Raw genomic sequence first — 20,684 nt, forward strand, 5'->3', positions numbered from 1 at the left:
AGACTGCCACCGGACCGGATCACCCGGTCCAGCCCAGCAGGTTCCGCTCGATCACGCCGGTCAGCGCCGCGACATGCGCCTCCCCGTCATTCAGGCAGGGAATGTAGGTGAAGCTCTCGCCGCCGGCATGTTCGAAGCTTTCGCGGATCTCCTCGTTGATCTCCTCCAGCGTCTCGACGCAATCCGCCGAAAACGCCGGGGCGATCACCGCTATCCGCTTCTTGCCCGCCTCGGCCAGCCGAGCGACTTCTTCGACCGTGTAGGGCTGCAGCCATTCCTCGGGACCGAAGCGCGACTGGAAAGTCGTGACCAGCTCGGTCTCGGCCCAGCCGAGCCGTTCGCGCAGCAGGCGCGAGGTCTTCTGGCACTGGCAGTGATAGGGGTCGCCCTGCATCAGGTAGCGCTTCGGCACGCCGTGATAGGACGCGACAAGCACGTCCGGCCGGGTGTCGAGTCCGGAATAGGCCTGCTCCACCGACTGCGCCAGCGCCTCGATATAGGCCGGGTCGTCGAAATAGGGCGGCACGATCCGCGCGGCGGGCTGCCAGGTTTCCTTCATCAGCGCGCGGAAGAACTGGTCGTTGGCCGTGGCCGAGGTCGCACCGGCATATTGAGGGTAGAGCGGGAAGAACAGGATCTTCTCGCAGCCCTGGTCGACCAGCTCGCGCACCTTCGACTCCGTCGACGGATTGCCGTAGCGCATGCAGAAATCGACAATGACGCCATCGCCGTGCCGGGCCTTCATTTCCGCGGCGATCTTCTGCGCCTGCGCGCGGGTGGTGGTCATCAGCGGACTTTCATTGGCCTCGGTATTCCAGATGCCGCGATAGGCCGCCCCGGAGGAGAAGGGCCGCTTGGTCAGGATGATCAGCTGCAGGAGCGGCTGCCATTTCCAGGCCGGATAGTCGATGACGCGCTTGTCCGAGAGGAATTCGCTGAGATAGCGCCGCATCGACCAGTAGTCGGTGCCGTCCGGCGTGCCGAGATTGGCGATCAGCACGCCGATCTTTCCGCGGGGCACCCGCGGATGGTCGGCGGGCATGGCAGGGGTCAGTTCGGCGGGCGCGGCTCCTCCGGCCTTGGCGTCCAGCATCGTGCATTCCTCGTCGGCGTTGTTCCAGCTAGCCCCTACCAGATAGGGACCCCCGGAGTCAGGTCAATTCCCCTCGCCCGGCAGCCGCGATTCGCTCACATTGAGGACATCTGCCAGCCGCGCCGCCGCCGATCCGGGCCGCAGCGGCTGCGGCTGGGACACGTCCGGACACCAGCCGGTGAGCGTGATCAGCTCGAACGTGGCATGGACAGCGCCATCTTCCGCGCCGGGATAGCGCCGCACCGCCTCCAGCAGCACCTCGCGGCGGGTGAAGCGCCGCGTCCGCGCCGCCAGCGCATTGGTCTCTCCCATCGCCCGCAGGTCCTGCATCAGGTGCAGCGCTGAGCGGTACTGCACGTCGTGGCGCTCGGCGTCGGCCACCGGCAGCGCGAGGCCGGCCCGCTGCAGCAGCGCTCCGAGCTGGCGGATTTCGCCCATCGGAAGCACGCGCGGCGACAGTCCTCCGGTCGCCGCGGCCTCCGCCTCGGCCAGCGCGGCCCGCAGTTCCGCCAGCGTCTGTCCGCCCGGAAACACCGCCAGCAGCAGACCGTCGGGCCGCAGCGCGCGGCGGCACTGCACCAGCTGCCCGACCGGATCCTCCGCCCAGTGCAGCGCCATTGCATGCACCACCAGATCGCAGGAGCCCGGCTGGAGATCGAGGAGCTCGGCATCCTCGACAATCCGAGCGCCGGGCCTGAGTCCCTCCCAGGCCTGCGGATGTCCGGTCACCACGGCTGCGTCGGTTAACGTCCTTTTAACCATGGCGAGCCTTTCCTCGATCCCGTCGCGGGCCAGCGCATGCAGGAACAGCGCGTCCGGCCCGGCAATCCGGGAACGGGCGCGGCGGAGCGCGGCACGGTCGGTCAGCGGCACGGGGGCATCGGTCATGGAAACTCTCCTTTCGCGCAACCTATCGCTTGCGGCGGCCGCGTTCAAAGCGGCACGGCAGCTCGTCTTCCCCGAGCAGTGCCCAGGCTGCGGCGCGCTGATGGCCGACGGCAACGGTCTCTGCGGCAGCTGCTGGCGCGAGACGCCCTTCATCCTGGGACTGGTCTGCGATCTCTGCGGCACCGCGCAGATCGGCCCGGACGACGGGACCTGCGTCCATTGCGATGCCTGCCGGGCGCTGGAGCGGCCATGGGCACGGGGCAGGGCCGTCCTGGACTATTCCGGCGGGGCGCGCCGGCTCGTGCTCGGCTTCAAGCATGGCGACCGGCTTGACCTGGGACCGCGCTTCGCCCGCTGGATGGCGGCGCGGGCCGGCCCGCTGCTGGAACCCGGCATGCTGATCGTGCCGGTTCCGGTCCATCGCGGGCGGCTGCTCCGGCGCCGCTACAACCAGGCGGCTGTCCTCGGCCGGCTTCTGGGGCGGGAGCTGAACCTGCCGCACCTGCCTGACGCGCTGCTGCGGACGCGCGCCACGCCGCCGATGGCTGGCGACGGACATGCCGCGCGGGCAGCCAGCCTCGAGGGGGCGATCGCCGCCGCGCCGCGCCACCGCGCGCGGCTGGCCGGCCGGCCCGTGCTACTGGTCGATGACGTGATGACCTCCGGTGCCACGCTGTCGCTCTGCGCCCGCCAGCTTGCCGCCGCGGGCGTGCCAATCGTGAACGTGCTGGTACTGGCGCGCGCAGTCCAACATGCCTAGACTGCGCCGGTCCGCAGTACGAGGAACCAGTCGACATGCAACCGGTAGAAATCTACACGACGCCGCTCTGCGGCTACTGCCACGCCGCAAAGCGGCTGCTGAAGACCAAGGGCGTGACCTTCTCGGAAATCGACCTGTCCCGCCAGCCCGAACGGCGCCCGGAAATGAACCAGCGCTCCTCTGGACGGACGACGGTCCCGCAGATTTTCATCGGCGCCACACATGTCGGAGGTTGTGACGACCTCTTCCGGCTCGACCGGGACGGAAAGCTCGACGCGCTTCTGTCTTCCTGATCCGGCGACGCGGCGCCAGAAAGCTTTCCCGCGAGAACTTTCCGGAGGGCCCTGTTCCGGCCGGGAAGTTTCCCGGAATGGACCTGCAATCGGGATCCGGTGTCGCGATTTTGCGCGAACCGGCGGAAATACACCTGAATCCAAACCGGAAATCCGAAAAACCGCGCCCTGCGGGATTTTTTCTGCTATCTATTCCGTTAACTAAATACTGAACCACATGTCGGTAACAGGCCCGTTTGGGGCCCGTATTATTTGATGGCGAATATGAGTAGTCTGGCTCCTTCCCCGCTCGCAATTCAACTCTTCAGCGAGCTCCTTCTTCTCGACCAGTTCCTGCGCAACCGCATTTCCAAGACGTTGCCGGAGGGTGTGGAGCTGTCGCAATTTCTCGTGCTTCTGCACCTGGCGGCGTCCGGAAACGAAATCGGGCCGGCCCGGCTGGCCGCCAGCTTCAACGTCACCCGCGGCGCGATGAGCAACACCCTGGGCCGGCTCGAGCGCAACGGCCAGATCACCGTGCGCGGCGACACGGTGGACGCGAGGCGGAAATTCGTCTCGGTCTCGGAGCAGGGGCAGATGACGCTCGACCAGGTGGTCGGCGACCTCAACCCGCGCCTGAAGGAGACGCTGGGCAAATACGCCCGCAGCGACATCGCGCAGTGCCTTGCCCTGCTCGGCGAACTCCGCGAGACCCTGGAAAGCGGGCGCTAGCCGGCCCGTCGCAGGAACTGCGCCACCTCCTCGGCTGCGGGGATCGAGGCCGATGCCCCCGGACGGGTGACCGAAAGCGCGGCCGCGGCCAGCGCCCGGCGTAGTGCCGCGTCCCATCCCAGCCCCTGGTCCAGCGACGCGGCGAGATAGCCCGCGAAGGTATCGCCGGCCCCGGTCGTGTCGACCGGCTCGACCCGCGGCGACGGGCAGGCGGTTCCGGTGCGCGCCGCGGCATCGTGCAGGACGGCGCCCGCAGCCCCCCGTGTCACCACCACATGCGGCACCCCGAGTTCGGTCACCGCCTTGCCGGTCGCCGCCGATAGCTGGGCCGCCTCGACCTCGTTGAGCAGCAGCACCGAGACATGCGGCAGCAGCGGCGCCACTGCCTCCGCGTCGAAGGGGGCCGCGGAATAGACCACGCGCATGCCCTTTTCCCGGGCCGCGACCGCCGCCGGAAGCTGGCCGTTGGTTTCGTTCTGCAGCACCAGCGTGTCGCCCGGTCCCGCCCCGGCCAGCGCCTCGGCCACCGCATGTTCCGGCACGGCCGTGTTGGCGCCATGGAGGATGACGATGCTGTTCTCGCCGGTCCCGTCGACCATGATCAGCGCCATGCCGGTGGCCAGATCCAGCCGGGCGACATGCGACAGGTCGATGCCGTCCGCCTCCAGCAGGCGCAGCATGGCGCCGCCATTCGAACCGACCGCCCCCAGATGCACGGTCGCCGCGCCGGCCCGCGCCGCCGCCACCGACTGGTTGGCGCCCTTGCCGCCAAGGCCCTCGGCGTAGCCGAGAGCGGCGAGTGTCTCGCCCGGCGCCGGGAAATGCGGAACGCGCAGCACCTTGTCGATGTTGATCGAGCCCAGATTGTAGATGGTCACGTCCGTCTCCCGTGGTTGCCGGCCGGAGACTAGCGCCGTTCAGCCCCGGCCGGAAGGGCGCACCCGCCATCGCCGGGGGCGGCCGCCCCGGGAGCAGCGGAAGAGGAGCCGTCCTCCGGCGACGCATTGGCCAACGGGGCGTTCCCGGCCCTGATCTTGCAGCAACCAGGCGGGACCGGGCAGGAGTTCATGCCCCATATCGGCAAGTCCCGGCACGCCGGGACTGCCAGCGACCTCGCGGATGATGCCGCCGAGACAGTTCCAGATGAGGGAGGCAATGACGTGGCCGGAGGGCGGAACGCCGATTGCATCGAGATCGATATGGAGAATGTCGAGCCTCCGCATCGAGCGGCATGAGCGGGCCGGGGGACGTGAACTGACATCCGAACGGATCGAAGGCGAATTTGCCGCTGAATGCGCAGGAAAAAGGTCTCCCGAAATCAATCCGATTTCAGGAGACCTTCATGGGGCTAGCGGCGGGACAAGGCCGATCAGCCCAGTCGGGCCGCCGCCAGGACCGCCATGTTGAGGATGTCGTTCACGGTCGAACTGTTCGAGCAGATCTGGATCGGCTTCGGCACCCCGGTCAGGATCGGGCCGATCACGGTCGCGCCGGCCAGCTGCTGCATGATCTTGACCGAGATGGAGGCCGAATGCCGGGCCGGGACGACCAGGATGTTGGCCGGGGCGGTCAGCCGCGAGAAGGGATAGTCCTTCATCAGCTCCATGTTCAGCGCCACGTCCGCCGTCATCTCGCCCTCGTACTCGAAATCGACGCCGATCTCGTCCAGCAGGGCAGGCGCCTGGTGCATCTTCTCGGCGCGCTCGGAGACGGGATACCCGAAGGTCGAGAAGCTGACGAAGGCGACGCGGGGCTCCAGCCCGAGGCCGCGGGCAACCTTGGCGCTCTTGATCGCGATATGGGCCAGATCTTCGGCTTCGGGCCATTCATGGACCAGCGTGTCAGCGATCAGCACCACCCGCCCGCGGTGCAGCAGCGCGGTGACGCCCACCGCGCCGTCCTTGGCGGAGACGTCGAAGACATGGCCGATCTGGTCGAGCACATGCGCCGATTTCCGGGTCGCGCCGGTGACCAGCGCATCGCCATGGCCATGCGCCAGCATCAGCGCCGAAAACACGTGCCGGTCGCGCGCCGCCATCCGGTGCACGTCGGAATGGTCGAAGCCCTTCCGCTGCAGCCTCTTGTAGAGGAAGCTCTTGTAGGCATCGAGATGGGTCGTGTTGGCCGCGTTCATGACGCGAAGCTCGCGCACCGCATCGCCGAGGCCCGCAGCCTCCAGCTTCAGCTTCACGTCTTCCTCGCGGCCGACGACGATCGCCTTGCCATGGCCGCCGCGCTGGTAGGCGACGGCCGCGCGCAGCACCCGGGGATCGTCGCCCTCGGCGAAGATCATCTGCGCCTGCGCCTTGCGCGAGCGGGCATAGAGGCCTTCGATGATCGGCGCGGTCGGGTCCATCCGGCCCTTCAGGCGCTGCTCGTAGGCCTCCATGTCGACGATCGGGCGGCGGGCAACGCCGGTATCCATTGCCGCCTTGGCCACGGCCGGCGGGACCACGTGGATCAGCCGCGGGTCGAAGGGCGTCGGGATGATGTAGTCGCGCCCGAAGCTCAGCTTGCGGCCATAGGCGACCGCCACCTCGTCCGGCACGTCCTCACGCGCCAGCTCGGCCAGGGCGCGGGCACAGGCGATCTTCATCTCGTCGTTGATCGCGCGGGCATGCACGTCGAGGGCGCCGCGGAACAGGTAGGGGAAGCCCAGCACGTTGTTGACCTGGTTCGGATAGTCCGACCGGCCGGTGGCGACGATGGCGTCGAGCCGGACCTCGTGGGCCTGCTCGGGCGTGATTTCCGGGTCGGGGTTCGCCATGGCGAAGATCACCGGGTTGTCGGCCATCGAGGCGACCATCGCCGGGGTCACCGCGCCCTTGGCCGAAACGCCCAGGAACACGTCCGCGCCCTTCATCGCCTCTTCGAGCGTGCGCAGATCCGTGTTGGCGGCGTGCGCCGATTTCCACTGGTTCATGCCCTCGGTGCGGCCCTGGTAGATCACGCCCTTGGTGTCGCACATGATGCAGTTGTCGTGCTGCGCGCCCATGGTCTTGAGGAGTTCCAGGCAGGCAATGCCCGCCGCGCCGGCGCCGTTCAGCACGATGCGGCAGTCCTGGATCTTCTTGCCCGAGAGGTAGAGCGCGTTGATCAGGCCGGCCGCGCAGATCACCGCCGTGCCGTGCTGGTCGTCATGGAAGACGGGGATGTCCATCGTCTCCTTGAGCGTCTGCTCGATGATGAAGCACTCGGGCGCCTTGATATCCTCCAGGTTGATCCCGCCGAAGGTCGGCCCCATCAGCTGGCAGGCCTTGATGATCTCGTCGGGATCCTCGGTATCCAGCTCGATGTCGACGGAATTCACGTCGGCGAAGCGCTTGAACAGCACCGCCTTGCCTTCCATCACCGGCTTGGAGGCCAGCGCGCCCAGGTTGCCGAGGCCCAGCACCGCGGTGCCGTTCGAGATCACGGCGACCATGTTCCCCTTGGACGTGTAGTCGTAGGCGGTCTCGGGATTGGCGTGGATTTCCTCGCAGGGCACGGCCACGCCCGGGGAATAGGCCAGCGACAGGTCGCGCTGCGTGCTCATCGGCACCGAGGCGGAAATGTCCAGCTTGCCCGGGGACGGTTCCAGGTGGAAGGCCAGAGCCTCTTCGCGGGTGATCTTGGTCTTGGACATGGCACGGGCCTCCTCTTGTCAAAGCGCGTAATACGGCCTTTGGCGGACGCCCTCAACTGGCACTAGGCGCCCGAACGACGCTGTTTTGGTATGAAAAACTGAGAGGTGCGGCCCGCTAGGTTCGGCGGTTGAAATCGGCAGCCGCCGCCGTCATACCTCGGGCTCCACCTGATGAGGCGAGCCCCCGCATGTCCGACGTCACCCCGATGATGGCCCAGTTCCTGGAGATCAAGGCCGCCCATCCCGGCGACCTGCTGTTCTACCGCATGGGCGACTTCTACGAGATGTTCTTCGACGACGCAGTCGCGGCGGCCGAAGCGCTGGACATCGCGCTGACCAAGCGCGGCAAGCACCAGGGCCAGGACATCCCGATGTGCGGCGTCCCCGTGCACGCCGCGGAGGGCTATCTTCACCAGCTGACCCGCAAGGGGTTCCGCGTGGCGATCTGCGACCAGCTGGAGGACCCGTCCGAGGCCAAGAAGCGCGGCTACAAGGCGGTGGTCAAGCGCGGAGTGACCCGCGTGGTGACGGCCGGCACGCTGACCGAGGACAGCCTGCTGGAGGCGCGGGCGAACAACTATCTGGCGAGCTATGCCGAGCTGCGCGGCGAGGGTGCGATCGCCTGGTGCGACATCTCCACCGGCACGCTGACCGTCGCGCCCTGTCCGCGGCTGACGCTGGGACCGCAGCTGGCACGCCTGCTGCCGCGGGAACTCCTCTGCGCCGAAGCCGCAGAGGAGGGGCTGCGCGAGACCGCGCGAGACATGGGACTGGTGCTGACGCCGCTGGGCGCGGCGAGCTTCGACAGCCAGGCCGCCGCCGGGCGGATCGGCCGGGCCTACGGCGTCGACAGCCCGGACGCCTTCGGCAGCTTTTCCCGCGCCGAGCGATCGGCGCTCGGCGCGCTGATCGACTATCTTGAGATCACCCAGAAGGGAAAGCTGCCCCGCCTTGCCCCGCCGCGCCGGGAGGAACCGGGCGGTACCGTGCAGATCGACGCTTCGACCCGGCGCAACCTGGAACTGGTGCAGTCGCTGTCGGGCGGGCGCGACGGCTCGCTGATCGCCGCGATCGACCGCACGCTGACGGCGCCCGGCGGGCGGCTCCTTGTCAACCGCCTGTCGACGCCGTCGCGCGATCTGGAACAGATCCGCGGCCGGCTTGCTGCCGTGTCGGCGCTGAATTCCGATGCCCGCCTGCGCGACCGGTTGCGGGCGCGGCTGCGGCAGGTTCCCGACATGGACAGGGCGCTCGGCCGGCTGTCGCTGGACCGCGGCGGCCCGCGCGACCTGGCCGCGATCCGCGACGGACTCGCAGCGGCGGCCGATCTGGCGCAGGAGCTGGGCGGGGACCTGCCCGAGGCGCTCTCGGCGCTGGCCCGCGATCTGGAGACCGAACCGGGCATCCAGTCAGAGCTGGAGGCCGCGCTGGTCGCGGAGCCCCCGCATCTGGCCCGCGACGGCGGCTTCGTCGCGCCGGGCTACAACGAAGATCTCGATGCCGCGCGTCAGCTGCGCGACGAGGGCAGGGGCTACATCGCCGGGCTGCAGGGCAAATATGCCTCGGCCACCGGCGTGAACGCGCTGAAGGTCAAGCACAACAACGTACTGGGCTATTTCATCGAAACCCCCGCAACCCACGCACAGAAGATGCTGGCCGAACCGCTGGCGAGCCTGTTCAAGCACCGCCAGACCACGGCAAACGCCCTGCGCTTCACCACCCCGGAGCTGAGCGAACTGGAAAGCCGCATCCTGAATGCCGGGGGCGAGGCGCTGGGAATCGAGGGACGGATCTTCGCCAGCCTGCGCGAAGCCTGCCTGGCCGAGGCGACCGCGATCTCCACCGCGGCGCGGGCAATGGCAGAACTCGACCTGCATGCCGGCTTCGCCGATCTCGCCGCCGAGCGGCGCTGGTGCCGGCCGGAGGTCGATGACAGCCGCGCATTCGAGATCGAGGCCGGGCGCCATCCGGTGGTGGAGGATGCGCTGCGCCGGACCGGCGAGCCTTTCGTCGCCAATGACTGCCACCTGACGGCCGAGCAGGGCGCCGCGATCCGGCTGCTGACCGGTCCGAACATGGCCGGCAAGTCGACTTGGCTGCGGCAGAACGCGCTGATCGCGCTGCTGGCCCAGACCGGCAGCTTCGTTCCCGCCGATCGCGCGCATGTCGGCCTGGTCAGCCAGATCTTCAGCCGCGTCGGCGCCTCGGACGATCTGGCGCGCGGCCGCTCGACCTTCATGGTCGAGATGGTGGAAACGGCGGCGATCCTGAACCAGGCGGACGAGCGCGCGCTGGTCATCCTCGACGAGATCGGACGCGGCACCGCCACCTATGACGGGCTCTCGATCGCCTGGGCGACGCTGGAGCATCTGCACGCCTCGAACCGCTGCCGCGCGCTTTTCGCCACGCATTACCACGAGCTCACCCAGCTTGCCGACAAGCTGGAGGGCGTCGCCAACGCGACGGTCGCGGTAAAGGAGTGGCAGGGCGAGGTGATCTTCCTCCACGAGGTGCGCGACGGCGCGGCGGCGGCCAGCTACGGCGTGCAGGTCGCCAAGCTCGCCGGCCTGCCCGACACGGTGATCGCCCGCGCCCGCGAGGTGCTGACCGCGCTGGAAAAGGGCGAACGCGAAGGCAAGCGCAAGGCAGTGATCGACGACCTGCCGCTCTTCGCCGCTCTGCGTCCGGAGCCGCCTCCCGCCCAGCCCAAGGCGTCCGCGGTAGAGGAACGGCTGGCCGAACAGGACCCCGACCAGCTGACGCCTCGCGCCGCCCTCGATCTGGTCTACGAATTGCGCGCCCTGCTCGCGCGGTAGGGACGCGGGAGAAGCCGGAAACCCCAGCCCGAAGGGGGTATTCGCCTTTCTGAGCGTCTGCGGCGTTTTGCGGACGATTGGGACATCTGCGCCCTTCCGGAAGAAGCAGCCTTTGCCGTGATCGACCTCGGCGCCACCATGGTGTCGACGCCAAGGCTGTGCGGCTGATACCGCGAAGACATGGGCGGACAGCGCTGCAAAAACCGGAATTTCACGGTCGTCTTTCTGCACATTTGCACCCCGCGCGACCTTGCATCTTGGCTTTGTGCGGCGAATTTCGCGCCGGTTCCTGCCGTCCGTCGGGCCTGCAGGCCGCCCCGCCGGGCGCAGCCTCGGTGATCGCGCCACCGCCGACCAAGCCTGCCGGTCAGGCGACTTGCAGGCAGGGTTCTTGGCAGCACCCATCGTGACGAAGACCCGGTTCACCAGACCATTCTCGAGACCTTCCCGAGCACGATAATGACGGGAAGCTCTGGAATGATGCCGCCATGGCGATGTTCGGAGACGTCACGGAAGGCAAGGAAATTGGCCTGACCGCGACGGTGGAGACCCGGATCCATGTCTTTCGGAAGGCGGAGGCATCACAGCTGGGAATTGCGCCGCCAAGAGCAGGATCGAGGGGCTGCATTTCCGGTCAGCGGCCTCCTGCCGGTGCAAATCGTGCCCTAACCGACCGGGGCGGCGACCTCCCGGAGCTTGCGGATGCGGTTCCCGGCGACGCGCCAGGCGGAAACGAGACGATCGCCGGCCCCGCCAGACCGGCACTATGGCAGGAGGCACGGGACGGACATGATCTGCAGCGGCGTCCGTTCCGGCCGCGACTCGGGCGACAGCAACCGTGGCGTGCACCACGCCCGGAGAGGGACCGACCGGAGCCGCGGAAATTGGGAGAATGATCCAATTGGCGGCACTTCCGGCGATGAACGTCTCCATGGCGGATCCTGCGGCGATACTCTGCGGGACGGAAGCCGAGAGGACACCCCGCCGGGCCGCGACAGCCGGGAAGTTTTCGGGACGGCGCGGAACGAAATGCCCGGATTCCGCGATCGGCGCCGACCCGATCGCCCCCTAGGAACGGTGCGCCGGTTGCGGCGGCCCCACGATCCTGCCACGGGAGATCGGCGCGGGCACATCATGTGGGGCAACGGGGGCTGACCGGGCGCGGCACCATTGGAGCCGCCGTCGCGGCTGCGGGGTTTTCCTGCACCGGTCCGGGCGGGCCGGCTCAGCGGTGGCGGCGGAGGTAGACGTAATAGGCGCCCGTGCCGCCATGCTTCAGATGCGCCTCGGCGACCTGAAGCACCATCAGCTTGAGCGCCCCGGTGTTCAGCCAGTGCGGCACCTGATGCTTGAGGACCCCGCGCGGGATCGGCATGGGACCGGGCTCGTCGCGCTCCTTGCCCTTGCCGGTGATCACAAGCACCAGCCGCATCTGCCGCATGTAGCTTTCCGAGATGAACCGGGTCAGAGCCGGATGCGCCTGGTCCTGGGTCATGCCATGCAGGTCGATCCGCGCCTCGGGCACCAGCTTGCCCTTCTTCATCCGCCCGAACGCCTTGCGGTCCATCTTGACCGGGGCCCTGGCGATGGCTTCGGAAATCGGCGGGGACAGGTCGTGGCGGCCCTGGCCGGGCTTGGCACGCTCGCCGACGCGGAAGGCGGAAATGCGCAGCTCCGGCGCGGGCGTCTCTGCCTCGCGCGCCGGATGCGGAGCGGGGGTCTTGGGTGGCGCCGCCCGGTCTGCGGGCGGGGCCTCGGGCTGGCCCGGCCGGCGCGGCGTCACGGAAGAGGCCACCCGGTCCCAGATGGCGCGATCCTCCTCGCTCAGGCCGCGCCTTTTCCGTGCCATGCCGTCAAACGTCCTGTCAGGCGCCGGTTGCGACCAGCTGCCAGTTCGGATCGTCGCTGCCCATCACGCGGCCGAAGGTCCAGACGTCGCGCTGGCGCTTGATCAGGTTCGGGTCGCCCTCCACCACGCCGCCATTGACGTCGCGGACCACGGAGGTCAGCTCGCCGACGAAGCGCACGGTGACCTCGCCCTCGCGGGTGGTCTCGTCGAATTCGGCGCCGACCAGCGCAAGCTCGCGGATGCCGACGAAATTCGCCTCGACCGACAGGCCCTGGCGCTCGCGCTCCTCGATCACGTCGAGGAAGCTGTCATGCACTTCCGGAGCGAGGAAGCCGCGCACGTCGGAAAGATCGCCGCGCTCGAAGGACATCAGGATCATCTCGTAGGCGCCGCGGGCGCCCTGGAGGAATTCGCCGACGCCGAAGCCGGGCTCCGCGCCCTTCATCTTGGCCAGCGCCTCGGCGGCATCGCTGCCGCTTTCGACATGGTCAATGATGTCGCGGTCGGGGCCGCCTTCGATGACCTCGAAATCCGGGCGCGGCCGCTCGGCCGCCGGTCCGGGGGCCTGGACGGGCGGCTTCTCGAATCCGTCGCGCGTGCCGAGGACATTTTTCAAGCGCACGATCAGGAAGATCGCGATCCCCGCAAGCACGAGAAGTTCGATGACGGATGAGCTCATTGGCAGCCTCTGGTGGTAACGCCCCGGTGTCTTCCCTATGTAAGTGCTCGACACACCCAAGTCCACCGGACCAGAGCAAAGGGAGAGCGCCCAGATGTGGCTCTTGATCGCATTCATCGCCGTGCCGCTGATCGAGATCGGCCTGTTCATCCAGGTCGGCGGTCTGATCGGATTGTGGCCGACGCTGGCGATCGTGCTGCTGACCGCCGTGATCGGCCATACCATGATGAAGAAGCAGGGCGGCCAGGTCCTGCAGAAGCTGCAGCGGGCCATGGCCGGCGACGGCAATCCGGCCGAGCACATGGTCCATGGCGCGATGATCCTCTTCGCCGGCGCGCTCCTGCTGACGCCGGGTTTCTTCACCGACACGATGGGCTTCCTGCTGCTGATCCCGCAGGTGCGGATGGCGGCCTTCGCCTGGTTGCGCCGGAACGTGAAGATGCAGGGCGTCTACATGAACATGAGCAGCACCGGCTACCGCCGCGGCCCGCGGGGTTCGGACACGATCGACGGCGAATTCACCGAGATCGACCCCGACGAGCTGCCGCCGCGGCCGGGCAGCACCCCTTCGGGCTGGACGCGGCGCTGAGTCCGCGGCCCCGTCTGCGCCATTATTTCGTCGTGGAAACTGCCGGAAAATCAGGCCGGTTTCGGACCAACTGCGCCGAAGTTACCCGATTGCCGGCATTGAGGGGCGGCGGCCTTCCTGATAACAACCGCCGGGACATTCCAACGGGAGAGACCTCATGGCCGAGAACGGCGCAGCCCCGCAGCAACCCCAGGTCAAGATGCAGATCCTGGGCCAGTTCATCCGCGACCTGTCCTTCGAGAACATTGTCGCGCAGAAGGGCGTCCAAGGCGACGTGAAGCCCGACGTCCAGGTGCAGGTCAACCTAGACGCCAAGAAGCGTCCAGCCGACAACCAGTACGAAGTGCAGACGAAATTCACCGTCACCTCGAAGAACAAGGACAGCGACGACATCCTGTTCCGGATGGATCTGGACTATGCCGGCATCTTCCTGATCGAGGGCGTTCCGGAAGCGCAGCTTCATCCGTTCCTTATGATCGAATGCCCGCGGATGCTGTTTCCCTTCGTGCGCCGCATCGTTTCCGACGTGACCCGCGATGGCGGCTTCCCCCCGCTGAACCTGGAAAACGTGGACTTCATGGGCATCTACCGCAACGAGATCGCCCGCCGCGCGGCCCAGCAGCAGCCCGAGGCCCCGGCCGTCAACTGAGCCGGCCCGGACGCAGACAAGGAAAGGGAGCGCCGCGCGCTCCCTTTTTTCGTTTCAGAGTTTCATGGACCCGGTATCCATGAAGCGCTGGTGCCAGCTCAGCGCCTCGCGCGGGATCGACGGAGCATGGAGGCCGTAGCTCTCCTTTTCCGCGCGCGCCATGTAGTCCTCCAGCATCGGCCGGTAGGCGGGGTGGGCGCATTTCTCGACGATGACCTTCGCCTTCTGCTTCGGCGACAGACCGCGCAGGTCGGCAAGGCCCTGTTCGGTCACGATCACCTGGACGTCCTGGTTTATGTGGTCGACATGGGCGCATTGCGGCACGATCGCGGAGATTGCACCGCCCTTGGCCGTCGAGGGCGTCATGAAGATCGAGACATAGCCGTTGCGCGCGAAATCGCCCGAGCCGCCGATGCCGTTCTGGATGCGCGAACCCATCACATGGGTCGAGTTCACGTTGCCGTAGATATCCGCCTCGATAAGGCCGTTCATGGCGATGCAGCCGAGCCGGCGCACCAGTTCCGGGTTGTTCGAGATCTCCTGCGGCCGCAGGATCAGCTTATCGCGGAAGAAGCCGGCATTCTCGTTGAAGTACAGCGCCTTTTCCGGCGAGAGCGAGAAGGCCGTGGCCGAGGCCATGCGCAGCGTGCCAGCCTCGATCATGTCCAGCATGCCGTCCTGGATGACCTCGGTGAAGGCGGTCATCTGCTCGAACGGCGTGTCGATCAGCCCGGCCATCACCGCGTTCGGCACGTTGCCGACCCCGGATTGCAGCGGCAGCAGGGACGGCGGCAGGCCGGCCCGCTTGGCTTCCCAAACCAGGAAATCGAGGATGTTCGCGGCGATCGCCTCGGCGGTCTCGTCCGGCGCCGCGAAGGGCGCGTTGCGGTCGGGCGCATCGGTGACCACGACTGCGATGACCTTCGAGGGATCGATCTTGAAATGCGGCTGGCCGATCCGGTCGTCGGAATTCACCAGCGGGATCGGCTTGCGGAACGGGGACAGGGCCGTCCCGTAGTAGATGTCGTGCATGCCGTCGAGCATGCTGCTCTGCCACGTGTTCACCTCGAGGATGATCTTGTCGGCGATGTCGATCCAAGTCTTGTTGTTGCCGACGGACGAGGACGGGATAAGCTCGCCCGCCGGCGTGATCCCCGAAATCTCGACAACAGCCGTGTCGAGCTTGCCGAGGAAGCCCTGCCAGGCCATCGGCGCGACCTGGCTGAGATGCATGTCGAAATATTCCATCTGCCCGGCATTGATCTTCTGCCGCGCGATGGGATCGGAATTGTAGGGAAGGCGGAACTCGATGCCGTCCGACTTGGCCAGCGCACCGTCGAGCTCGGGGCCGGTCGAAGCGCCGGTCCAGATCTTCACGCGGAAGGGATTGCCCTTGGCATGTTCCTCTTCGATCCGCGCGGCCAGCGCCAGCGGGACCGCCTTGGGATAGCCCGAGCCGGTGAAGCCGCTCATGCCGATGGTGGCTCCGTTGGAAATGAGCCGCGCCGCGTCCTCGGCGCTCATGACCTTCGATTGGAAATCAAGGTTCCGAATGCGAGCCTGCTGTAGCACTTGGTCCTCCCCTGTGCATGCAATGGTATTCGCTTTTCAAGCAGGGCAATAGGACGGCATGCAAATGATAAAAATGCGCGGACGGAAAATTTCCTTTATTTTTCGTGTGCTATCATAGCGGTATGCACTGAACGCATAACTGAAACGGGGTTTTACCCGTGGTCACTCGGCGAATTTCGCCCAGACCGAACCTTCGCCGAGCTTCGCGACGAAGGCTTCGTGGGCCGCACGCTCGGCGTGGGTGATCCGCGGCGGGAGGGGATTCGGGCGCGGCGCGGGCTTCCAGCTGTTCTCCGTGCTGCGCTCGCCGGCGCCCTGCCGACTCGAGGACAGCTCCAGTCCCGGCTGGCGGCCGCCGACCAGTTCCAGGTAGACTTCGGCCAGGATCTCGCTGTCGAGAAGCGCGCCGTGCAATTCGCGGTTCGAGTTGTCGATGCCGAAACGGCGGCAGAGCGCATCGAGCGAAGCCGGCGAGCCGGGGAAGCGGCGGCGCGCGATCGCCAGAGAGTCCACGACCCGCGGCACGGCGATCGGTGCCAGCCCCATCCGGGTGAGCTCGAAATTCAGGAACTTGTGGTCGAAGGAGGCATTGTGGGCGACGATCTTCGCATCCTCGCCGATAAAGGCGGCGAAGTCGCGGCCGATCTCCTCGAAGAGCGGCTTGTCGAGCAGGGTGACTTCCTTGCCCTCCGCCGGGCGCGGCGGGTTCAGCAGGTCCGGGCCGATGCCATGGACACCGAAGGCTTCGGACGGCATGCCGCGGGCCGGGTTGATGTACTGGTGGTACTGGCGGCCGGTAGGCAGGTGGTTCCACAGCTCGACCGCGCCGATCTCCACCACCCGGTCGCCGGTATCCGGATCGAAGCCGGTGGTTTCGGTATCGAGCACGATTTCACGCATAGCGGGCCTCCAGATCGTCGATTACCGACCGAACCTGCGCGCGGGCGCTGCCGATGTCCACCGTCTCTATGACATAGTCTGCGCGCGCCCGCTTCTCGGCATCGGGCATCTGCCGCGACAGGATCATGTCGAGCGTCGCTTCGGTCATGCCGGGCCGCGCCAGAACCCTGGCACGCTGGACTTCCGCCGGCGCGGAGACAACGGCGACCGCATCCATCTCGCGTTCGGTGCCGTTCTCGAAAAGCAGGGGGATGTCGAAGACGGCGATGCGCGCGCCGCTCCGCGCGAGAAAGCCGACCCGGTCGGCGGCCACCAGCGGATGGACCAGCGCCTCGATCCGCTTCAGCGCGCCCGGGTCGGCTGCGATCCACGCCTTGAGCTTCTCCCGCGAGACCGCGCCGTCGATCACCGCCTCTGGGTGCAGCGCCGCCATGCCCGGCACCGCCGCGCCGGCCGGCCCGTAGAGCCGGTGCACCGCGGCATCGGCATCCCAGACGTCGCAGCCCATCTCGGCGAACATCTTCGCCGTGGTCGACTTCCCCATCCCGATCGAGCCGGTGAGGCCGAGGCGGACAGGCCGGCTCATGGTGCCAGCATCAGCTCGCGCAGCTCGGGCGTGACCTGCGCATCGCCGCCGAACCAGCGGTTGAATCCGGGGACCCCCTGCCATAGCAGCATGCCGAGACCGTCGACGATGCGCGCGCCGCGCCGTGCCGCCGCCTGCAGGAAGGGCGTTTCCAGCGGCGTGTAGACAATGTCGGTCGCCAGCATCTCAGGCCGGATGCCGGAAAGATCGAGATCGAAGGCCGGCTGACCCGCCATGCCGAGCGACGTCGTGTTCACCACCGTCGCCGCACCGGCCAGGGCCGGCCCGGTCTCGCCCCAGTCCAGCACCCTGACCCTCGGCCCGAAGGCAGCGGCAAGGCTTTCGGCCCGCGCCCGCGTCCGGTTCATCAGCCGGATTTCCGGAGCGCCGGCCTCCAGCATCGCATGCAGGATCGCGCGCGCCGCGCCGCCGGCCCCGAACAGAGCGACCGGACCATCCGACGCCGCCCAGTCCTGCGCCGATTGCGCGAGATTGGCATAGAAGCCGTACCCGTCGGTATTGTCCGCCTCGTAGCCGCCGCCCGGCAGGAAGGTCAGCGTGTTGGCTGCGCCGATCGCCCGAGCCCGCGGGGTGACGCGCCGCGCGCCGGCCAGAGCGGCTTCCTTGTGGGGGATCGTGACATTGGTGCCGACGAACCCCATGCGCGGCATTGCCGCCAGAACGTCGGGCAGGTCCTGCGCATCCACCTCCAGGGGCACGTAATGCCCCGGCAAGTTCTGGCTTTCCAGCCAATGGCCGTGCATCCGGGGCGACTTGCTGTGTCCGACGGGGTTGCCGATGACGCCGGCCAGGGGAATCTGCTTGCTCATCCGTCGATATCCCCGCGCAGAGACAGCCAGTTCAGCAGTTCGAGCAGCGGCAGGCCGAGAATGGTGAAATGGTCGCCCTCGATCCGCGCGAAAAGCCGCACGCCCTCTTCCTCCAGCTTGTAGCCGCCCACGGAATGCCGGATGCTGTCCCAGTTCCGCGCGAGGTAGTCCGCGGCGTAGCTTTCCGAAAACTCGCGCATCTGCAGCCGCGCGACCCCGACATGGCGCCAGAGCGGCTCGCCGTCGCGGCACACGACCGCCGCGGACAGCAGCATGTGCCGGTCGCCGCGCAGCCGCGCAAGATGCCCGGCCGCCTCTCCGGGGCTTGCCGGCTTGCCCAGAACCTCGCCGCGGTGGTCCAGCACCTGGTCGCAGCCCAGAACCATAGCACCCGGCCGCTTGGCGCTGATCTTCATCGCCTTCGCCTCGGCCAGAGCGTCGGCCATGTCCCGCGCGCCGATGCCTTCCGCCTCGAAGGCCGCCCGCAGCGACTCCTCGTCAATCCGGGCCGGAAGGACTTCGACGTCCAGCCCGGCATTGCGCAGCAGCTGCGCGCGTATCTCGGAGCCCGATGCGAGGATCAGGTTGGTCTGCATGTGGATAACCCTGTGACTCCTGTATTGGAGAATCTGTGGCCGGATAGCGGATAAGATCCGCCATGGCCAGACGGGGACAAATTCCGCCGAGCTGTCCGCGATTCCCACACGCGGTTTGCCGGCTGTGAATTACCTGCTCCGAGATGTGTGGATACGGGATCTTCCTCGCGCTGATCCTCAGGGTTATCCACAGGGCAGGATAAAATTTTAAATTTAACCCATAGATATTGCGTGTTAATTTTCTTAATCGTGTCTTAATCCCCTTGTTTATCCGGAGTTTTCCACAGGTGGATAACTGCCCGGATAATATGCCAATCCACATTATCCACAGGGCCTTAATCAACCTCTTCCTTATCTATCTTTTAATTTTTAAAAGGAGGGAAGGAGGGCCCATGATCGCCGAGTTCCTTGCCTCAGCCTACCCGTGGACAAAGTCCCTACATGTGATCTCCGTGATCACCTGGATGGCAGGGCTGTTCTACCTTCCCCGCCTTTTCGTCTATCATGCAGAGAAGGTCGGCACGGGGAACGACACGGACGCGCTGTTCCAGACGATGGAGTACAAGCTGCTGCGCTTCATCATGAACCCTGCGATGATTTCCACATGGGTCTTCGGCCTGTGCCTGATCTTCACTCCGGGCATCATCGACTGGAGCATGGTCTGGCCCTATGCCAAGGCAGCCGCCGTGATTGCCATGACCTGGTTCCATCACTGGCTTGGCAAGCGGCGCAAGGATTTCGAGGCGGGGACCAACACGCGGACCGGCCGAACCTATCGCTTGATGAATGAACTTCCGACGGTTCTGATGCTTGTCATCGTCATCTCGGTCATCGCCCGTCCATTCTGATTTGACTCGGGCTACATTCTTCTTTATCTGCCCTCCGCAGGCGTCCGCCTGCTGATTCCCCTTATCTATACGGTTGATCCCGCCATAGCGGTCGATCTCTGAGAGAGCATCCATCTTTATGACCGAAGAACGTCTCAACCTGGCCGATCTCAAGGCTCAATCCCCGAAGGCCCTGCTTGCCATGGCCGAGGAACTGGAAATCGAAAACGCCTCCACGATGCGGAAAGGCGAGATGATGTTCCAGATCCTGCGCGAACGCGCCGAGGATGGCTGGGAGATCTCAGGTGACGGCGTGCTCGAGGTGCTCCAGGACGGCTTCGGCTTCCTGCGCTCGCCCGAGGCCAACTACCTGCCCGGTCCCGACGACATCTATGTCAGCCCCGAGATGATCCGACAGTTCTCGCTGCGCACCGGCGACACGATCGAGGGCGTCATCCATGCACCGCGCGACAACGAGCGCTATTTCGGCCTGGTGAAGGTCTCGAAGATCAACTTCGAGGAACCCGAGCGCGCCCGCCACAAGATTGCCTTCGACAACCTGACGCCGCTCTATCCGGACGAGCGGCTGAAGATGGAAATCGAGGATCCGACGATCAAGGACCGCTCGGCCCGGATCATCGATCTGGTCGCGCCCATCGGCAAGGGCCAGCGCTCGCTGATCGTTGCGCCTCCGCGGACTGGTAAAACTGTTTTGCTACAAAACATTGCGCATTCGATCGAGCGCAACCATCCGGAATGCTATCTGATCGTCCTGCTGATCGACGAACGTCCCGAAGAAGTCACCGACATGCAGCGCTCGGTGAAAGGGGAGGTGATCTCCTCGACCTTCGACGAGCCGGCAACCCGCCACGTGGCCGTCTCCGAAATGGTGATCGAGAAGGCGAAGCGCCTGGTCGAGCACAAGCGTGACGTCGTCATCCTGCTCGACTCGATCACCCGTCTCGGCCGCGCCTTCAACACGGTCGTTCCGTCCTCGGGCAAGGTCCTGACCGGCGGTGTCGATGCCAACGCGCTGCAGCGTCCGAAGCGCTTCTTCGGTGCCGCCCGCAACATCGAGGAGGGCGGATCGCTGACCATCATCGCAACCGCGCTGATCGACACAGGCTCGCGGATGGACGAAGTGATCTTCGAGGAATTCAAGGGTACCGGCAACAGCGAAATCGTGCTCGACCGCAAGGTCGCCGACAAGCGTGTCTTCCCGGCGATGGACATCCTCAAATCCGGCACCCGGAAAGAGGACCTGCTGGTCGACAAGGCCGACCTGCAGAAGACCTATGTCCTGCGCCGCATCCTGAACCCGATGGGCACCACCGACGCCATCGAGTTCCTGATCTCGAAGCTGAAGCAGACCAAGTCGAATTCCGATTTCTTCGACTCTATGAATACCTGACACGGAGCCG

19 protein-coding genes are annotated in these 20,684 nt (G+C 66.5%); 8 read left to right on the forward strand and 11 right to left on the reverse strand.

Translation table 11 applies throughout. The features are described from left to right. Nucleotides 1–19 precede the first annotated feature (19 nt). Both hemH and HCC78_RS05450 read right to left on the reverse strand, forming a co-directional pair. The gene (hemH, locus tag HCC78_RS05445; protein WP_172327732.1) at nucleotides 20–1,093 is read right to left on the reverse strand and encodes a ferrochelatase; all 1,074 of its coding nucleotides are present in this window, start codon (nucleotides 1,091–1,093) and stop codon (nucleotides 20–22) included. A gap of 63 nt (nucleotides 1,094–1,156) precedes the next feature. Beyond that, on the reverse strand, nucleotides 1,157–1,981 hold the full coding sequence (locus HCC78_RS05450; RefSeq protein WP_172327733.1) for a methyltransferase domain-containing protein: 825 nt from the start codon (nucleotides 1,979–1,981) through the stop codon (nucleotides 1,157–1,159). On the opposite strand from HCC78_RS05450, the gene HCC78_RS05455 reads away from it, so the two are divergent. The 3 genes from HCC78_RS05455 to HCC78_RS05465 all read left to right on the forward strand — a co-directional run bounded on the left by HCC78_RS05455 (nucleotide 1,980) and on the right by HCC78_RS05465 (nucleotide 3,745). Continuing rightward, complete coding sequence (locus tag HCC78_RS05455) at nucleotides 1,980–2,741, forward strand: ComF family protein (protein ID WP_172327734.1); 762 nt, start codon at nucleotides 1,980–1,982, stop codon at nucleotides 2,739–2,741. The genes HCC78_RS05450 and HCC78_RS05455 overlap by 2 nt on opposite strands. 35 nt (nucleotides 2,742–2,776) lie before the next feature. Then, entirely contained in the window at nucleotides 2,777–3,034 is a 258-nt protein-coding gene (gene grxC, locus HCC78_RS05460; RefSeq protein ID WP_172327735.1) for a glutaredoxin 3, read from the forward strand. Nucleotides 3,035–3,298: 264 nt separating this feature from the next. Further along, nucleotides 3,299–3,745, forward strand: a complete 447-nt coding sequence (locus tag HCC78_RS05465) for a MarR family winged helix-turn-helix transcriptional regulator (protein WP_172327736.1) — start codon at nucleotides 3,299–3,301, stop codon at nucleotides 3,743–3,745. Here HCC78_RS05465 and HCC78_RS05470 read toward each other — a convergent pair. Beyond that, nucleotides 3,742–4,623 (reverse strand): ribokinase, encoded by an 882-nt coding sequence (locus HCC78_RS05470; RefSeq protein WP_172327737.1) that lies wholly within the window; start codon nucleotides 4,621–4,623, stop codon nucleotides 3,742–3,744. The genes HCC78_RS05465 and HCC78_RS05470 overlap by 4 nt on opposite strands. 491 nt (nucleotides 4,624–5,114) lie before the next feature. Beyond that, nucleotides 5,115–7,370 (reverse strand): NADP-dependent malic enzyme, encoded by a 2,256-nt coding sequence (locus HCC78_RS05475; protein WP_172327738.1) that lies wholly within the window; start codon nucleotides 7,368–7,370, stop codon nucleotides 5,115–5,117. A 188-nt stretch (nucleotides 7,371–7,558) separates the two neighbouring features. On the opposite strand from HCC78_RS05475, the gene mutS reads away from it, so the two are divergent. After that, a complete protein-coding gene (gene mutS, locus HCC78_RS05480; RefSeq protein ID WP_172327739.1) occupies nucleotides 7,559–10,186 on the forward strand; it encodes a DNA mismatch repair protein MutS in 2,628 nt (875 codons plus the stop codon). A gap of 1,225 nt (nucleotides 10,187–11,411) precedes the next feature. Here the strand turns inward: mutS and HCC78_RS05485 are convergent. Together HCC78_RS05485 and HCC78_RS05490 are read right to left on the reverse strand one after the other, a co-directional pair. Continuing rightward, a complete protein-coding gene (locus tag HCC78_RS05485) occupies nucleotides 11,412–12,035 on the reverse strand; it encodes a Smr/MutS family protein (protein WP_172327740.1) in 624 nt (207 codons plus the stop codon). A gap of 16 nt (nucleotides 12,036–12,051) precedes the next feature. Next, nucleotides 12,052–12,714: a Tim44/TimA family putative adaptor protein gene (locus HCC78_RS05490; protein ID WP_172327741.1), complete on the reverse strand. Its 663-nt coding sequence runs from the start codon at nucleotides 12,712–12,714 to the stop codon at nucleotides 12,052–12,054. Nucleotides 12,715–12,808: 94 nt separating this feature from the next. Between HCC78_RS05490 and HCC78_RS05495 the strand changes: the two genes are divergently transcribed. Both HCC78_RS05495 and secB read left to right on the forward strand, forming a co-directional pair. After that, nucleotides 12,809–13,303, forward strand: coding sequence for an FxsA family protein (locus HCC78_RS05495; RefSeq protein WP_172327742.1), 495 nt, complete (start codon nucleotides 12,809–12,811; stop codon nucleotides 13,301–13,303). 157 nt (nucleotides 13,304–13,460) lie between these two features. Next, entirely contained in the window at nucleotides 13,461–13,952 is a 492-nt protein-coding gene (gene secB, locus HCC78_RS05500; RefSeq protein WP_172327743.1) for a protein-export chaperone SecB, read from the forward strand. A 54-nt stretch (nucleotides 13,953–14,006) separates the two neighbouring features. Here secB and HCC78_RS05505 read toward each other — a convergent pair whose 3' ends face one another. The 5 genes from HCC78_RS05505 to HCC78_RS05525 form a co-directional block, all read right to left on the reverse strand. Continuing rightward, complete coding sequence (locus HCC78_RS05505; protein ID WP_172327744.1) at nucleotides 14,007–15,524, reverse strand: succinate CoA transferase; 1,518 nt, start codon at nucleotides 15,522–15,524, stop codon at nucleotides 14,007–14,009. Nucleotides 15,525–15,686: 162 nt separating this feature from the next. Next, a complete protein-coding gene (gene dnaQ / locus HCC78_RS05510) occupies nucleotides 15,687–16,424 on the reverse strand; it encodes a DNA polymerase III subunit epsilon (protein WP_172327745.1) in 738 nt (245 codons plus the stop codon). Further along, nucleotides 16,417–17,010 carry a dephospho-CoA kinase gene (gene coaE, locus HCC78_RS05515; protein ID WP_172327746.1) on the reverse strand — a complete coding sequence of 198 codons (594 nt, stop codon included), beginning with the start codon at nucleotides 17,008–17,010 and terminating at the stop codon, nucleotides 16,417–16,419. The genes dnaQ and coaE overlap by 8 nt, the downstream gene beginning before the upstream one ends. Further along, the gene (locus tag HCC78_RS05520) at nucleotides 17,007–17,840 is read right to left on the reverse strand and encodes a shikimate dehydrogenase (protein ID WP_172327747.1); all 834 of its coding nucleotides are present in this window, start codon (nucleotides 17,838–17,840) and stop codon (nucleotides 17,007–17,009) included. Before HCC78_RS05520 ends, coaE begins: the two co-directional genes overlap by 4 nt. Continuing rightward, on the reverse strand, nucleotides 17,837–18,436 hold the full coding sequence (locus HCC78_RS05525) for a nucleoside triphosphate pyrophosphatase (protein WP_172327748.1): 600 nt from the start codon (nucleotides 18,434–18,436) through the stop codon (nucleotides 17,837–17,839). Before HCC78_RS05525 ends, HCC78_RS05520 begins: the two co-directional genes overlap by 4 nt. Before the next feature lie 392 nt (nucleotides 18,437–18,828). On the opposite strand from HCC78_RS05525, the gene hemJ reads away from it, so the two are divergent. Both hemJ and rho read left to right on the forward strand, forming a co-directional pair. After that, nucleotides 18,829–19,284, forward strand: a complete 456-nt coding sequence (hemJ, locus tag HCC78_RS05530; protein ID WP_172327749.1) for a protoporphyrinogen oxidase HemJ — start codon at nucleotides 18,829–18,831, stop codon at nucleotides 19,282–19,284. 118 nt (nucleotides 19,285–19,402) lie between these two features. Further along, nucleotides 19,403–20,674 carry a transcription termination factor Rho gene (rho, locus tag HCC78_RS05535; RefSeq protein WP_172327750.1) on the forward strand — a complete coding sequence of 424 codons (1,272 nt, stop codon included), beginning with the start codon at nucleotides 19,403–19,405 and terminating at the stop codon, nucleotides 20,672–20,674. The last annotated feature ends 10 nt before the right edge of the window (nucleotides 20,675–20,684 follow it).

This window comes from Mangrovicoccus sp. HB161399 (genome assembly GCF_013184745.1).
Classification (GTDB): domain Bacteria; phylum Pseudomonadota; class Alphaproteobacteria; order Rhodobacterales; family Rhodobacteraceae; genus Mangrovicoccus.

Excerpts from the sequence above, each read along its gene's own strand:
- HCC78_RS05465 (WP_172327736.1), top strand. The coding sequence starts at position 3,299 with ATGAGTAGTCTGGCTCCTTCCCCGCTCGCAATTCAACTCTTCAGCGAG.
- HCC78_RS05485 (WP_172327740.1), bottom strand. The coding sequence starts at position 12,035 with ATGGCACGGAAAAGGCGCGGCCTGAGCGAGGAGGATCGCGCCATCTGG.
- HCC78_RS05450 (WP_172327733.1), bottom strand. The coding sequence starts at position 1,981 with ATGACCGATGCCCCCGTGCCGCTGACCGACCGTGCCGCGCTCCGCCGC.
- dnaQ (WP_172327745.1), bottom strand. The coding sequence starts at position 16,424 with ATGCGTGAAATCGTGCTCGATACCGAAACCACCGGCTTCGATCCGGAT.
- HCC78_RS05475 (WP_172327738.1), bottom strand. The coding sequence starts at position 7,370 with ATGTCCAAGACCAAGATCACCCGCGAAGAGGCTCTGGCCTTCCACCTG.
- grxC (WP_172327735.1), top strand. The coding sequence starts at position 2,777 with ATGCAACCGGTAGAAATCTACACGACGCCGCTCTGCGGCTACTGCCAC.
- HCC78_RS05490 (WP_172327741.1), bottom strand. The coding sequence starts at position 12,714 with ATGAGCTCATCCGTCATCGAACTTCTCGTGCTTGCGGGGATCGCGATC.
- HCC78_RS05520 (WP_172327747.1), bottom strand. The coding sequence starts at position 17,840 with ATGAGCAAGCAGATTCCCCTGGCCGGCGTCATCGGCAACCCCGTCGGA.
- HCC78_RS05455 (WP_172327734.1), top strand. The coding sequence starts at position 1,980 with ATGGAAACTCTCCTTTCGCGCAACCTATCGCTTGCGGCGGCCGCGTTC.
- hemH (WP_172327732.1), bottom strand. The coding sequence starts at position 1,093 with ATGCTGGACGCCAAGGCCGGAGGAGCCGCGCCCGCCGAACTGACCCCT.
- HCC78_RS05525 (WP_172327748.1), bottom strand. The coding sequence starts at position 18,436 with ATGCAGACCAACCTGATCCTCGCATCGGGCTCCGAGATACGCGCGCAG.
- rho (WP_172327750.1), top strand. The coding sequence starts at position 19,403 with ATGACCGAAGAACGTCTCAACCTGGCCGATCTCAAGGCTCAATCCCCG.
- coaE (WP_172327746.1), bottom strand. The coding sequence starts at position 17,010 with ATGAGCCGGCCTGTCCGCCTCGGCCTCACCGGCTCGATCGGGATGGGG.
- secB (WP_172327743.1), top strand. The coding sequence starts at position 13,461 with ATGGCCGAGAACGGCGCAGCCCCGCAGCAACCCCAGGTCAAGATGCAG.
- HCC78_RS05495 (WP_172327742.1), top strand. The coding sequence starts at position 12,809 with ATGTGGCTCTTGATCGCATTCATCGCCGTGCCGCTGATCGAGATCGGC.
- mutS (WP_172327739.1), top strand. The coding sequence starts at position 7,559 with ATGTCCGACGTCACCCCGATGATGGCCCAGTTCCTGGAGATCAAGGCC.
- hemJ (WP_172327749.1), top strand. The coding sequence starts at position 18,829 with ATGATCGCCGAGTTCCTTGCCTCAGCCTACCCGTGGACAAAGTCCCTA.